This is a genomic window from Myroides sp. LoEW2-1, from assembly GCF_009767705.1.
GTDB lineage: Bacteria > Bacteroidota > Bacteroidia > Flavobacteriales > Flavobacteriaceae > Flavobacterium > Flavobacterium album_A.
On record NZ_WSPP01000047.1, the window covers coordinates 1 to 14,636 of the forward strand.

Consider the following 14,636-nt stretch of genomic DNA (forward strand, 5'->3'; position numbering starts at 1 on the left):
TAAGTCTAAAACTCGTTTTAATTGCAAGAACTTTTAATCTAAGAGAAAAGTAACGTTTTATATAATACAAAAGAGGGTGACCTTTTGGGACACCCTCTTTTTTTATTCTTTTCCTTTTTTCATGTCTTTACGAGAGGTAGTGAAATTCGAGTTATTTCAAATTAATTCAGTTTTATTAGGCACTATTGTTTTTACTTTTTTACATTTGAGATAAACGACAGTAAAACTTCTAACAAATGATTACAGCTATTCAAGATTGTGTCTTAGTCAATCAAAAGAATATTTTTTACAAGCACTTTATGTATTCAGAGGAGTGTAGGGATACGATTGTATTGTTACACGATTCTTTAGGGTGTGTAACTCTATGGCGCGATTGGCCTGAGTTATTAGTTGAAAGGTTACAGTGTAATATCTTGGTTTACGATAGAGTAGGGTATGGCTTATCAGATAGAATGGATACAACTGTTAGAGGAAAGAACTATTTAATACAGGAGGCTGTATTCTTAAAAGCTTTTTTAGAAATATTGGGATTAGAACGCGTGGCGCTTTTTGGGCATAGCGATGGAGCATCTATAGCTTTGTTATATGCTGCTTTATACCCGCAATATACTTCCGCATTAATCGCTGAAGCTGGACATATTTTTGTAGAAGAAATTACTTTAAAGGGGGTAAGGTCAGCTAAATTAGCTTACGAAACAACGGATTTAGCCGATCGCTTAGTGAAGTACCATGGAACCAAAGTAGATGATATAGTGAAAGCATGGGTAGATACTTGGTTGTCTCCCGAATATAAAGATTGGTCTGTAGAGGATAAAATGAGCAATATTACCTCTCCATTGCTTTTCATTCAAGGAGATTTGGACGAATATGGCAGTTTAGATCAAGTAGAGAAAACAATAGCAAAGGCTCAAGGACCGGTCGAGAAAGTTATCTTTTCAGATATAGGCCATACTCCGCACAAAGAGTGCAAAGAGCAAACATTAGACGTTGTAGTATCTTTCTTTAAGCGGTATTTGTAATTACAACGCCTTTAAAGCCTCTATTTTATCTTGAAAGAGATTTACAAGGCGAGGATCTTTACTTGTCATATAAGAATTTACCAGGCTGTTTAAGTACAAATCCAAGTCAGTAACAGTACTTCCCGGTGCTAAGGTAAACGGTGTAGTTAAATTCTTTTTGGCAATAGCCTCTAATGATTGTTTGATATATGTTTCTTTGTCCATGGGGATGAATAGCTTTTTGCAAAAATAGTAATTATCGGTATAAAAAAAAGGACTGAAAGTATTTCAGTCCTTTTGTATTACTTAATTCCTTGAGTGGGAATCTCGATATAATAGGTTTTTCCCTTTGGTTTAAGACTTGTGTTTACAAGCCAAGGGTTGTATAGCTTCAATAGTTTGTAGTTAATCCCCTGTTCTTTTGCGAAAAGAGGTAAATCAGTGATGTCGTAATCAACTGCTACTTTTTTCATTTTAATAGGTTTGTACGTTTCATTTTTTGGAACATTGAAACCGTACTTTTCGCTGTTGCTCATGATTTCTTTCAGCGCTAATATTCTGAATACGTAACGAGAAGTTTCTTGGTTTAGGAATAAGTCGTAGTAATCAGTTACATATTGACTATCCATAGCTCTGGTCATGCCTGCCATTCCTCTGTTGTATGAAGCTGCTACTAATGTCCAAGAACCGAATTTAGCTTTAGCATCATTGAAGTATTTGCACGCAGCTTCTGTCGCTTTTACTAAGTCATAGCGCTCATCTATTGTTTCGTCTATAACTAAGCCGTAATCTTTTCCAGTTCCTTTCATAATTTGCCAAAAACCACTTGCACCTGCTGGTGAAACAGCATTAGCAAGAGCACTTTCGATGACACAAAGATATTTGAAGTCATCAGGAATACCATTTTTGGCTAATATAGGTTCGATTACAGGAAAGTATCTATCTGCTCTTTTCATCGTTAAGATTGTCGAACCGTGGAGGTTTGTATTGACAATCATCTCTCTGTCAAAGCGCTCTTTTACATCTGTCAGGTGTAATGGGGCAGCTTCTCCAGCAAAGTCTATTTTACTTGGAATAGAGTGTAGATGAGGGCTACTTGTAGTTGTCTCATTCTCATTTGGATTTTCTGTATGACTTGCAGAAAATATTAATGTAGACGATATAGCAGTTACAGCTATAATAGATAAAATTGTACGAACTGTCTTTTTCATTTTTTTACTTCTTGTATTATGTTTGATAAGTGGCTGTTGAACCACTTGTACTTTGTGAGTATCATTGCGTGTGTTCCTCCTTTGAGAACAATGGCATTCTCTATGTTTTTTATTGGAAATAATTCATCTTTCTCACCATGGATATGTATAACATTTTCCAAATTACTTTCCTGATTCCAATTGAGTATTTTATCAATACACCAATCTAAATACCCTTTACTTCTTAAAGGTAAGTATTTATCGTACATAATCATGCGTTCTTTGTGTTTCTTGCTCAAAAAAAACTGGTAAACCTTTAGAAAGAAATTGACTTTCCCTGTTGGTAGCAATTTGTACAACTTTGTTTTTCTTGCAAAGCGATATAGGTTTGGAAACTCTTTACTAGAACGAACACTTGATATTATAATTGTTTTGCGGACCTCTATTTTTTTTGAAATTTCTTGTGCGATGATACCTCCAAATGATACCCCTATCAAAACCGGATTGGGCTGTGGCATTAATTCGATATATCTGTCGCAATATTCGCTTAAACTTTGCTCCTCTACAATTGGCAACCATTCAAAATAAAAGGGTTCATATATATCCAAATCAATATTAATTCTCTCAAAAATCAGAGAACTTGAAGTCATTCCTGGAAAGAAAAAAACAGGTATTTTGTTCATTTTAAATAAATTAACTTTATTAAAATTGTAGGGATGAAAAAAAAACGTAATTTTGATAAATATAATGAATTCAGATACTAAATTGAAAAGGATACTACTTTAAAGTTTTTTTATTTAATATCCCTCACCTTTTACTTCCCACATATTTTATTTTTAGTTATCTAATCGCGTTGTATAAGCAATGAAAATATATAAAAACATACTGATATAATGGAAATTAAAGACAATGAGTTACTTCGTCAGTTCGAGTGTGAAACTGATACAGGAATGCTTAGTGTAGAATATTCATTGCAAGAAAGGAAAATATTCTTAACTAAGCTAAAAGGTCTTGAAAATGCTGTTCAAAACCAAGCAGCGGACTTCTTAAAAGCAATTTTGGAATTAGTAAGAGAAAAGAAACTACGCGTGGTGCCTACACACCCAAAAATTGTTTCTTTTTTCAGAAAGAATCCTGGGTACAAAGAAATGTTACCTCCGGGGATTCGAATCTAAAAACACGTAGGTAGAAAAACCTATTTAACACACAACATTGTATTTTGAAAAAAACATTAAAAAAGGTCTGAGTTTATTTTATAAAACTCAGACCTTTTTTTATAGAAATTCTAATCTTACTATTCCATCTGCATCAATCGTTGTCAATTTAATCTGATGTAGTGTATTTACCAGTTCAGGATTCCACGGCGTTTTTACTTTTACATAGTTTTCAGTAAATCCGTGAATATAGCCCTCTTTGTTTTCACTTTCAAATAAAACAGTCTTCTCTTTTCCTAACTGGGATTCGTAGAATGCTCTGCGTTTTTTTACAGAAAGCCCTCTTAACATCTTACTGCGTTTGTTTCGCACATTCATTGGTACAACAGCATCCATTTCGATAGCTTCTGTATTATCTCGTTCAGAATAAGTGAATACATGCAGATAAGAGATGTCTAAGTCATTTAAAAAGTTATACGTTTCTAAGAACTTTTCGTCTGTCTCTCCTGGGAATCCAACGATAACATCTACTCCAATACAGCAGTCTGGCATCACTTCTCTGATTTTAGAAACGCGTTCTACATATAATTCGCGTAGATAACGTCTTTTCATTTTTTTCAAAATGTCATTGCTACCTGATTGTAGTGGAATATGGAAGTGTGGAACAAACGTTCTACTCTTAGATACAAAGTCAATAGTTTCGTTTTTAAGTAGATTCGGTTCGATAGAAGAAATCCTTAGCCTTTCTATCCCTTCAACTTTATCTAATGCTTGTACAAGTTCTAAGAAAGTGTGTTCGTGTTTTTTATTTCCGAACTCTCCCTTACCATAATCTCCGATATTCACTCCCGTAAGAACAATTTCTTTAATGTTCTGTTTGGCAATTTCAGCTGCGTTTTTTAGTACATTATCCATTGTATCACTACGAGAAATACCACGAGCAAGTGGTATTGTGCAATACGTACATTTATAATCACATCCATCCTGTACTTTTAAGAATGCACGTGTTCTATCCCCAATTGAGTAGCTACCCACATAAAAATCAGCTTCAGAGATCTCACAAGAGTGGACTTGGCCCATCTCATTTTTAGTTAGATCATTGATGTAGTCTGTTATTTTAAATTTTTCTGTTGCACCAAGTACTAAGTCTACTCCGTCAACAGAAGCCAATTCTTCTGGTTTTAACTGAGCATAACAACCTACTGCAGCAACGAATGCTTTGTCGTTTTTCTTTTGAGCTTTTTTTACAATTTGCTTAAATTGTTTATCTGCGTTCTCTGTAACAGAACAGGTATTTATTACATATATGTCTGCAACTTCGTCAAATTCTACACGATCGAATCCTTCATCGGTAAAGCTTCTCGCTATTGTTGAGGTTTCTGAGAAATTGAGTTTACAACCTAAGGTATAAAAAGCTACTTTTTTTCTATTTTCCATAATGTTCTTATACTATATAGTAACTTTGACTATATTTACTTTTTACTAAAAAAAGGATTGCAAATTTACATACAAAAATCGGTTTGATGAAATCAATAATATATTATATATCAATATTTTGTGTTTTAACTTTTATGATTTCGTGTCAAAATAAAAAGATACAAAATGATGAAAATAAAGTATTTAGATATAATGAGAGTGCCAATATAGCGACATTGGATCCTGCTTTTGCAAAAAGCATGAATATTATCTGGCCTTGCAATCAAATTTTTAATGGTTTAGTTCAATTAGATGACAGCTTGCATATTCAAGGAGATATTGCAAAATATTGGAATATAACCAAAGGTGGACTGCAGTACGACTTTATCTTAAGAGATGATGTGTATTTTCACAAACATTCTAATTTTGGAGTGGATAGTACTCGTACAGTTACTGCCAGTGATTTTGTATATAGTTTTGATCGATTGTCGAGTTCGTCTATTGCTTCGCCAGGGGGCTGGATACTCCAAAAAGTAAAAAGCTACCAAGCGATTAATGATACTGTTTTTCGCGTAAATCTAACAGAGTCATTTCCTGCTTTTTTAGGATTGATGTCTATGCGCTACGCCTCAGTGGTACCACGTGAAATCGTAGAAGATAAAAAAGCAGAGTTCCGCTCTAATCCTATTGGAACAGGGCCTTTTGCATTCAAACTATGGGAGGAGAATATCAAATTAGTTTTGCGAAAGAACCCCCTGTATTTTGAGAGAGATAAGAACGGGGTTCAATTGCCTTACTTGGAAGCTGTGGCAGTTACTTTTTTACCAGATAAACAAAGTGCCTTTTTGCAATTTATACAGGGAAATCTCGATTTCATCTCTGGATTAGACCCCTCGTATAAAGATGATATTATAGATATTCACGGTAATTTAAAACCGAAATATCAAGACCAGTTTAAAATGATAACAGGCCCCTATTTGAATACGGAATATTTGGGATTTAACTTTTCAAGTGATCATGCGATCATAAAAGATAAGCGTATCAGACAAGCGCTGGACATTGGTTTTGATAGGAATAAAATGTTAGCTTACTTGAGAAATGGAATGGGAGAAAGCAAGGTTGGGGGGATGATACCGAACGGTCTTGAAGGTCATCTCACACTCGGTGATCGATATGATTTTGGCAAAGCGAAAGAGTTAGTTGATGCTTATAAAAAAGAGAAGAACGAGAGTTCGATTGTTTTGACTTTATCAACGGATGCTTCTTATTTAGATATTGCAGAGTACTTACAACGCGAATGGCAGAAAATAGGTATCGAACTTAAAGTAGATGTGATGCCACCTTCTACCTTAAGACAGAGTATTGCTTCTGGTACTGTTTCTTTTTTTAGAGGTAGTTGGATAGCAGATTATCCCGATGCTGAAAATTACTTATCGCTGTTTTACTCGGCAAATAAGGTTCCGTATGGAGCAAATTACACTCGGTTTGACAACCGCAACTATGATGCGCTATTACGCGCTGCAATAGAGGAAGAAGATCTCGATAAAAGAGATCTAATGTACCAAGAATTGGATCGTATAGTTGTAAATGAAAAACCAGTTATCATTTTGTTCTATGATAAAGTGGCGCGTTTTACTTCTAATAAAGTTGAGAACTTAGGTATAAATCCAATGAATAACTTATTTCTCAAAAAAGTTTCTAAAAAGAATAATTAACTTTAGATAGCCAAGGCCTACGCTTATTGTACACTTTTTTGACAAGGGTAAGAGCCGGTTTTTTCTAAGACTAATGGATTGATAGCTTATAAAATTACCTGAGATAGGTAAATTTTCGAGCTGTTTGGCTTTAGTAATTCTATGAAGCGCCTTACCGCTTTCTTTTTCGTAAGGTTTTGTAGCGATATGCCTTCCTTGAATCACAGATATATCGCAGTGATTTTAGGGGAGCATTTTACTTGTTAGTATTTTCTTTATTCGATTTGCTTCCATATTTTTTCTTGCCATGCTTATTCCTTTCTATCATAGGCTTAGGTTTGTTTTTCTATTGTTTTTCGATAAACTAATGAGATCAATGGTGAAAGTATAGTAGCACAATAGTTGGGCTAACCCCTTGTTTTACGCATTATTGTCCTACTATTGTCCCGTTATTGTCCTACAATATTCATACAAGCCCTTATTTTACTAAGGCTAAGGCAAGTTACATGCTTTTGGGTAAAAGCTGGTTTTTCGTATTAAGTAGTTGATTTTTAATGACTTGTATTTATTTTGTGTTAAAAAAAAATAATATTTTTTTTGTTTTGCGGATGATTTTAGCCTGTTTAAGTCAATATTTTGATCATTTTAAAGTGAAATTAAGGTTGTTTTCTAAAAAAAAAGAGAAAAATATGTTCTATTGAAGAAAAAAAAAATTGTTTTTTTTGTGTAGAAAACAAATTTTCATTTTGTTATCGTGATGGCTATATGCATTATACTTTTTTAATAGATTGGATGCTATGTCTTAACTAACTCATCCTTTTGAATTGTTTTCTCCTTGTTTTGCGATTAAGTGGCTGAAGTGATTTTTTAGAGATAAGTTTTAGGTTATACTCCAAGAGAATGCATGATTGTGCTTCTCGATTAAATGCAGACATATTGTATAAAATAGTGAGATAAATACGCTAAATGGTGTAGATCTTGTCTATATAGTTTAAGATAAATTAGATTAATGATTATATTTGTTTTTTGATTAAAAATCACCTTACAAAATGACGAATGAACTAACGATTTTAGTGGTTGATGATGAACCTAAAGTTGGCGAACTATTAAAGAAAATAATTGAAAAGAAAGTAAAGTATAGCGATAAATTAGTTGTTACTACTGTTACTTCAGTAAGTGAAGCAATTAATTTTGTCAACAATGATAAACCTGATCTTGTATTTTTAGATATTCATATGCCTGAAGAAAATGGGTTTGATTTTTTAAAGCAAATTAAAGATAAGAGTTTTGAGGTTGTGTTTACAACGGCCTATGAACAATATGCAATTGAAGCAATTAACGAATATAATTGCCTGAAGTACTTATTGAAGCCAATTGATGTAGAAGATGTACAAAGTGTATTTGACAAGTACAAAGAAAAGGAAGGGTATCAGGAGTATTATAAAATTATCAAGCACAATTTAAAGCGCCACTTGCTCAAAATGGATGATATCATATTGTGTAAGGCAGCTGATAATTACTGTGAAATTTACGCAGAGAACACTAAGTTCTTGGTGTCAAAAACGCTGCGTGCAATTGAGTCAAAGATAAAACACTCTAATTTTGTTCGCGTGAATCGCTCTTATCTTGTGAATATGAACTATGTGAAATATATTGAAAAGGATACGAATAGAGTTTTCTTTAAGGAGGAGCTAATTGATAATCCCGAATGTCACGATATAGAGATAATCGTAGCAGCAACCATGATTAGAGAATTGAATAAATGGAACTTGTAAAGAAATGGCACATTTTATTGCTGCTTTTAGTAGGACTAAATGTATTAGGTCAAAATAATTATATTACCAAGAGGCTGTCTGTTAGCGATGGCCTTTTGGCAAATGATATACGTACCTTATGTTTGGATTCTAATGGTGTGTTATGGATCGGGTCAAGATCAGGATTAACGCAAATAATACAAGGAAATATCACAGCCAACGCTGCTGCTACAGAGTTTAGATATACCAATGTTACCGATATTATAGAAGATAGTAATAAGAGTATCTGGGTATCGAGTTATGGACAAGGGGTACTGTATCAAAATGAAGGCACCAAACGGTTATTTACTACTCAAGACGGTTTAATTTCTGACCGAATTCGCAAGTTTTTTATACATCGAGATCAGTTATATGTTGGGACAGTAGAAGGTTTATCTATTATAAATATCAACGACTTTAGTATACGCAGTCCACAATATGTAAAAAATAGAGATCACAATTTTGAAGTTTCGGGTTTCTTTGCCGTAGAGGATAAAGTCTATGCTACCACAATAAACGATGGGACATATTTAATAGACGATACTTCTTTGATTAAAGTGAATGATATTGAACGAGTATTGTCAGTATATCAATATGGAGATTATGTTTTCTATGGCTGTCAATTTGGATTAGTAGTTGAGAATATCAAGACTCGTGAGTTGAATTATCATGCCGATTTGCCAAGTGTTCGATTGATTAAAGAGATAAATGGACAAGTTGTCTTTGTCAGTTCTGGAATGTTTGAGAATAAAGGGGGGATCTACAAATGGGAAAAAGACAAAAGTGTAGATGTTACCCAAGAGTTCAATGTTACGTCCACAGATTTGTATTCTCTTGCTTATGATAAAGTAAATGATTTTCTATATGTAGGTAGTGAATCAGAGGGACTTTATAAAGTAGATATGTTTTCTGCTTTGTCTTATGATACTTCTATTGGCCGAATTATGGCATTGACGAGTCACCATAAAAGGCTCTATGTATTTGCAAAGAATGGATTGACTATCAAAAGCGATGACAAGGTAATTTCTCATACACCTAATTTGAAATTCAAGCAATTTCAAGAGAAACACTATCACAAATTTCAAAAGTTAGCGACTAAGGAGAATCACTTTTTTGAATTAGACTATACTATTCCAGCGAATAAAATAATCTATTACAAGGCTATCGTAAAGAATAACGCTATATGGGTCAGTACGAATATTGGTATGTTCGAAGTAGATCTTGATGGTAATATTTTGAGTTATTACAATATTCACCACTATCAATTCGAGTTTATAAACAATACATTGATAGAATCTAACCCATATGGTGGAGTGAGAGTATACAGTGATATACAGCAGATGAAATACGATTATCACTTGCGTATTGAAGGGACTAATATTCCGAGAGATATTGTCGATATAAAGCAGTTAGGTAATCGTTTGTTTTTTGCAGGAGCATTAGATGGTCTATACTCTTATAGTGATAAGGAGGGGTTCGTTTCCCTTAAAGAGAAAGGGAGCTTTACTGAGCGAAGACTTAAGATGTTGGCTATAAAAGAGCCTAATAAGCGAATGTATGTTGCCACTGATTTTAATGATATTTATTGTCTGAGTGTTGAAAACGACACTGTGAAGATTAATAATCTCATTTCAAATGAAGAGTTGTTTGGCACCAATATAAATTTATTAGAGGTAGTCAATAATAAACTAATTATAGGGACAAATAAGGGGCTTACTATTATTACCAAAACGGGGAAATTCTACATAAACGAGGAACAGGGGATGTCTAATCCCGAAATAACGAGTGCTACGACCATTGGGAATGTTCTGTATATTGGTACAACAGAAGGAATTTACATTTTAGATACACAGTATTTTCAACCACGAGAACAATCACTGAATGTGAAACTCACTCGATTGTTGATCAATGGGAAAGAGTACACAGATGAATCAGGTAACACGGTTATTAAAAAAGAATTAAAGCTTCCCTATCAGTCAAATTCAATGCAGATTGGCTTTAATGTGTTAGGGGCTAAGTATCCTGATAAGTTATTGTTTAAATATCGATTGAAATTAACGGAGAACTGGAATGATGTCAAAGGTTCTAAAATTGATTTACACTATTTAGAAGCGGGGATTTACCCAATAGACTTGAAGATATATGATTTTGATTCGGGTACAGAGATGATTTATCCACTCTTGTATTTAGAAATTGAAAAGCCATTTTATTTAAAGCTTTGGTTCTTTGTAAGTTGTGGAGCTTTGATTTTCTTGATTACTTATTTAGTTTATCGAAGTTGCTTGGTACGCTTAAAACAACAACAAGAGGTGGAGGCAAGTAAATTGAATCACGAGAAAGACAAGCTGTCTTATGAAAAACGCCTTGCGGAAGTGAAGTTATTGTCTGTTCGAAGCCAGATGAATACGCATTTTATTTTTAACGTGTTGAGCTCTATACAGTTTTATATTTTAGACAATCAATCTGAAGCTGCTTTTACGTACCTTGGCAAGTTCTCAAAATTCATCAGAGCCTCCTTGAGTCTTTCATCAAAAGAGCGTATTACTTTAGCTGAGGAATTAGATTACTTGGCAAAGTATGTAGACATTGAAAATATGAGACTTGAAGGAAGGATGAGGTTTACGGTTGAATCGCATTTGATTGTGGAACTAAGTGAAGTGATGGTTCCGCCAATGTTGTTGCAACCCTTTGTCGAAAATTCTATAGTGCATGCTTTTCCGCCTTCTATAGAAAGGCCAGAAATAAGCATAGAGCTATATCAGAAACTAAACGATATCGAGATTGTTATTACGGATAATGGAATAGGTAGCAATTCTAAGAAAACAAAAAGACATACAGGTACTTCTGTAGGAATGACTATTGTAAGGGAGAGGATGTCTTTTATACAGGATTATTTAGACGAAGATTTAGTGACGACAATTGATGAACATGGGACAAGAGTTGTAATGAAGTTAAAAGGAATAATAAAATAAGTAAGATGAAGCGCTTTGTTTTTTTGATTGTATTTAGTCTGTTTGTATTGGGTAATTTTTACGTATTCTTTCGAGTATATCCTATTTTGGATTTATTACCCCCAAGCTTACATTTTATTTATTGGTTAGTCGTAGTGCTCGTTTGTAGTTCTATTTTTTTGTTTTTTGGCATTGGTCGAAAGTTGCCCGTATACCTCTCAGCTTATTTGTATAAAATAGGTACGGGCTGGTTAATGTTGTTGGTTTATGCTTTTTTATTTGTCTTGATATTGGATGTGGTCAGTGTTGTTAATCATTTTTTCGTTCACTCTGAGAATCGAATACTGATATATCATTCTGACCTTCAGTCTTGCCTACTTGTTTTCGGAGTAGTAGCTATAGCATTATTAGGTTTTTTAAATTACCAAAGGAAAAGACGAGTGGAGATAGATTTATCTTTTAGTACCAAGACCCCTTACAAGATTGTATTTGTATCGGATTTACATTTAGGATATGCTATAGAGAAAAGGGAATTGAAAAAATGGGTAGAGTTAATTAATCAAGAACAGGCGGATTTGGTTCTTATAGGAGGAGATTTAATCGATTATAGCTTACAGCCTGTGATCTACAATGAGTTGGGGAGTTTATTGCAAAAGATAGAAACCAAATATGGGGTATATGCTTGTTTGGGAAATCACGAATATATGGCAGGAGCAAAAGCATGTGTCAGTTTTATGCAAAGTAATGGTATACGTGTTTTAAGTGATCAAACAATTGTTATAGAAGATCTTTCACTGTGCTTGATAGGGCGAGATGACAAAACGAACCCACGTCGCAAAAAGTTAGCGGACATTATAGGAGATATAGACAGGAATCTTACTTGTGTATTATTAGACCATCAACCGTATAATTTGTCTGAAGCCAATGAGAATGGTATTGACTTACAATTGTCAGGACATACACACAGAGGACAAGTCTGGCCCATATCGTGGATTACAGATAGGCTATTTGAGAATGCACACGGATACTTAAAGAAAGGAAAAACACATTACTATGTCAGTTCTGGATTGGGAATTTGGGGAGGACGTTATCGCATCGGTACTCAATCAGAGTATGTAGTCATTAATGTAAAGTAAATGAGCTGTTCTATGGCATTTGTACATATAAGCAGTAATAGTCAAATAAAAGGTTATTTTTGTAAAAAATATTAAATTGTGAATTATCTATCAGTAGAAAATATATCAAAGTCCTTTGGAGCGAGAACACTATTTGAAGACCTCTCTTTTGGAATTAACAAAGATCAGAAGATTGCTTTTGTCGCTAAAAATGGTTCTGGAAAAACAACAATATTAAAGATATTGATGGGTGAGGATTATCCTGACTCAGGGCAAGTTGTTATGCGAAAAGACATTAGAGTTGAGTTTTTAGCACAGGAACCAAACTTGCAAGATGAGTTGACAGTAGAGGAAAGCATTTTTGCCTCGGATAATGAAACTTTAAAAATAATAGAGGAATACGAGAAGGCACTTGAAAATCCTGAAGATACGGAGGCGTATCAGAAAGCATTTGAAAAGATGGAAGCGCATAATGCTTGGGATTTTGAAACTCAGTATAAGCAGATTTTGTTTAAACTGAAGTTAGAAGATTTAAAAGCAAAAGTAAAAACACTTTCAGGAGGACAGAAGAAGCGTTTGGCCTTGGCTATTATATTGATTAATAGACCTGATTTGCTAATCTTAGATGAGCCGACTAACCATTTAGATCTTGAGATGATCGAATGGTTAGAGAATTACTTTGCCAAGGAGAATATCACTTTGTTTATGGTAACGCACGACCGCTTTTTCTTAGAGAGAGTATGTAACGAGATTATCGAATTAGACAATGGAAAGATTTACCAATACAAAGGTAACTATTCCTATTACCTCGAAAAGAAAGATGAGCGCATTGCTGCTGAGAATGCCAGTATCGATAAAGCACAAAACTTATTTGTCAAAGAATTGTCGTGGATGAGAAGACAACCAAAGGCTCGTACGACAAAATCTAAATCGAGAATTGACGATTTCTACATTATAAAGGAGAAAGCTCATAGTCGCCGTATTGAACACCAAGTAGAGTTGGAAATTAATATGGAGCGCATGGGAAGTAAGATTATAGAGTTACATAAGTTGAACAAAGCTTTTAAGGATAAAGTTATTCTAAGTGACTTTAGCTACAGCTTTAATAAAGGAGAGCGCATTGGTATCATAGGAAAGAACGGAACAGGTAAATCTACTTTCTTAAATATTCTTACACAATCCATAAAACCTGATTCAGGAAAGGTAGTACAAGGAGAGACAATTAAAATTGGTTATTACACTCAAGGTGGAATCTACGTGAAGCCAGATCAAAAGGTAATAGATGTAATTAAAGAGTTTGGAGAGTTTATTCCTTTGGCAAAAGGAAGGACAATTTCAGCAGGTCAGTTACTTGAGCGCTTTTTGTTTGACAGGAAAAAACAACATGATTTCGTTGAGAAATTAAGTGGAGGGGAATTAAAGAGGTTGTATTTGTGTACTGTATTAATTCAAAATCCAAATTTCTTAATACTCGATGAGCCTACGAATGATTTGGATATAGTGACGCTGAATGTATTAGAAAGCTTCCTGTTAGATTATCCAGGTTGTCTTGTAGTTGTCTCGCATGACCGTTATTTTATGGATAAGATTGTCGATACGCTATTTGTTTTTAGAGGTAATGGTGAGGTGGAGAATTTCCCAGGGAATTATTCTGACTTTAGAGCGTATGAAGATAGTATTGAGCCTGTAAAAGAAGAACAGCCGAAAGAAAAAGTAAATTGGAAGGAAAGTCAAGTAAAGAATGGCTTAACGTTTCAAGAGCAAAAGGAGTTTCAAAAGGTGGAACGAGAAATTAAAAAGTTAGAGGAAGAAAAAGTAAAGATTGAGGCCTTATTTAGTGAAGGAAAAGTAGGAGATGATGAAATAGAGAAAAAAGCAGGGGAACTTCAAAAAGTTTTAAGTCAGTTGGAGCAAATGGAAGAGCGTTGGTTTGAACTTTCTGCAAAAATGGAGTCATAATCTTATCAAAAGCATATTTGAAAAATGTAAAAAGCGAAGTTAGAAATTTGATTTCTGACTTCGCTTTTTTGTTCTTAAAATATCTTGATTTGACGTTTTTTAGACTTTTTCGGGTTCGTTTGTCCTTTAATTTATGTAAAAAACAGGGTAAAAACAATAGATTAGAGAGATTTTTTTTAATTTGTAATCAATTGATTTTTAAGAGTTTGTAAAAATTTAACTGTTAAAAATCTACTTAAAAGTGCTAAAAAAGTAGTGGAATTAAAAAATCGGCGTAACTTTGCCCACAGAAATTTCAAGTGGTGACAGGGCTTGAGAAATTATATTTAATGAGAAAAACATGTTCTTTTTTTATCGGTTCTGCTT

At 34.0% G+C, this 14,636-nt stretch carries 11 protein-coding genes; 7 read left to right on the plus strand and 4 right to left on the minus strand.

All coding sequences use genetic code 11. The annotated features are described in order from the left end of the window. The first annotated feature begins 236 nt into the window (after nt 1-236). On the plus strand, nt 237-1,019 hold the full coding sequence (locus tag GOQ24_RS03815) for an alpha/beta fold hydrolase (protein ID WP_160339141.1): 783 nt from the start codon (nt 237-239) through the stop codon (nt 1,017-1,019). Here GOQ24_RS03815 and GOQ24_RS03820 read toward each other — a convergent pair whose 3' ends face one another. The 3 genes from GOQ24_RS03820 to GOQ24_RS03830 all read right to left on the minus strand — a co-directional run bounded on the left by GOQ24_RS03820 (nt 1,020) and on the right by GOQ24_RS03830 (nt 2,871). Then, nucleotides 1,020-1,223, minus strand: a complete 204-nt coding sequence (locus GOQ24_RS03820; RefSeq protein ID WP_155092014.1) for a hypothetical protein — start codon at nt 1,221-1,223, stop codon at nt 1,020-1,022. It abuts the gene before it with no gap. A 77-nt stretch (nt 1,224-1,300) separates the two neighbouring features. Beyond that, the gene (locus GOQ24_RS03825; RefSeq protein ID WP_155092013.1) at nt 1,301-2,209 is read right to left on the minus strand and encodes a lytic transglycosylase domain-containing protein; all 909 of its coding nucleotides are present in this window, start codon (nt 2,207-2,209) and stop codon (nt 1,301-1,303) included. Next, on the minus strand, nt 2,206-2,871 hold the full coding sequence (locus GOQ24_RS03830; RefSeq protein WP_160339142.1) for an alpha/beta hydrolase: 666 nt from the start codon (nt 2,869-2,871) through the stop codon (nt 2,206-2,208). The genes GOQ24_RS03825 and GOQ24_RS03830 overlap by 4 nt, the downstream gene beginning before the upstream one ends. Nucleotides 2,872-3,081: 210 nt before the next feature. Here GOQ24_RS03830 and GOQ24_RS03835 point away from each other — a divergent pair, with 210 nt between their 5' ends. Then, nucleotides 3,082-3,363, plus strand: a complete 282-nt coding sequence (locus GOQ24_RS03835; RefSeq protein ID WP_155092011.1) for a GNAT family N-acetyltransferase — start codon at nt 3,082-3,084, stop codon at nt 3,361-3,363. A 99-nt stretch (nt 3,364-3,462) separates the two neighbouring features. On the opposite strand, the gene mtaB is transcribed toward GOQ24_RS03835, so the two are convergent. Continuing rightward, nucleotides 3,463-4,779 carry a tRNA (N(6)-L-threonylcarbamoyladenosine(37)-C(2))-methylthiotransferase MtaB gene (gene mtaB, locus GOQ24_RS03840; protein ID WP_160339143.1) on the minus strand — a complete coding sequence of 439 codons (1,317 nt, stop codon included), beginning with the start codon at nt 4,777-4,779 and terminating at the stop codon, nt 3,463-3,465. A gap of 86 nt (nt 4,780-4,865) precedes the next feature. Between mtaB and GOQ24_RS03845 the strand changes: the two genes are divergently transcribed. From GOQ24_RS03845 to GOQ24_RS03865, 5 genes are all read left to right on the plus strand, one after another. Beyond that, complete coding sequence (locus tag GOQ24_RS03845; RefSeq protein WP_160339144.1) at nt 4,866-6,473, plus strand: ABC transporter substrate-binding protein; 1,608 nt, start codon at nt 4,866-4,868, stop codon at nt 6,471-6,473. 1,028 nt (nt 6,474-7,501) lie between these two features. Beyond that, nucleotides 7,502-8,227 carry a LytR/AlgR family response regulator transcription factor gene (locus GOQ24_RS03850; protein ID WP_160339145.1) on the plus strand — a complete coding sequence of 242 codons (726 nt, stop codon included), beginning with the start codon at nt 7,502-7,504 and terminating at the stop codon, nt 8,225-8,227. Next, entirely contained in the window at nt 8,215-11,217 is a 3,003-nt protein-coding gene (locus GOQ24_RS03855; protein ID WP_160339146.1) for a histidine kinase, read from the plus strand. The genes GOQ24_RS03850 and GOQ24_RS03855 overlap by 13 nt, the downstream gene beginning before the upstream one ends. A gap of 5 nt (nt 11,218-11,222) precedes the next feature. After that, nucleotides 11,223-12,332 (plus strand): metallophosphoesterase, encoded by a 1,110-nt coding sequence (locus GOQ24_RS03860; protein ID WP_160339147.1) that lies wholly within the window; start codon nt 11,223-11,225, stop codon nt 12,330-12,332. 78 nt (nt 12,333-12,410) lie between these two features. After that, nucleotides 12,411-14,270 carry an ABC-F family ATP-binding cassette domain-containing protein gene (locus tag GOQ24_RS03865; protein ID WP_160339148.1) on the plus strand — a complete coding sequence of 620 codons (1,860 nt, stop codon included), beginning with the start codon at nt 12,411-12,413 and terminating at the stop codon, nt 14,268-14,270. Nucleotides 14,271-14,636 lie beyond the last annotated feature (366 nt).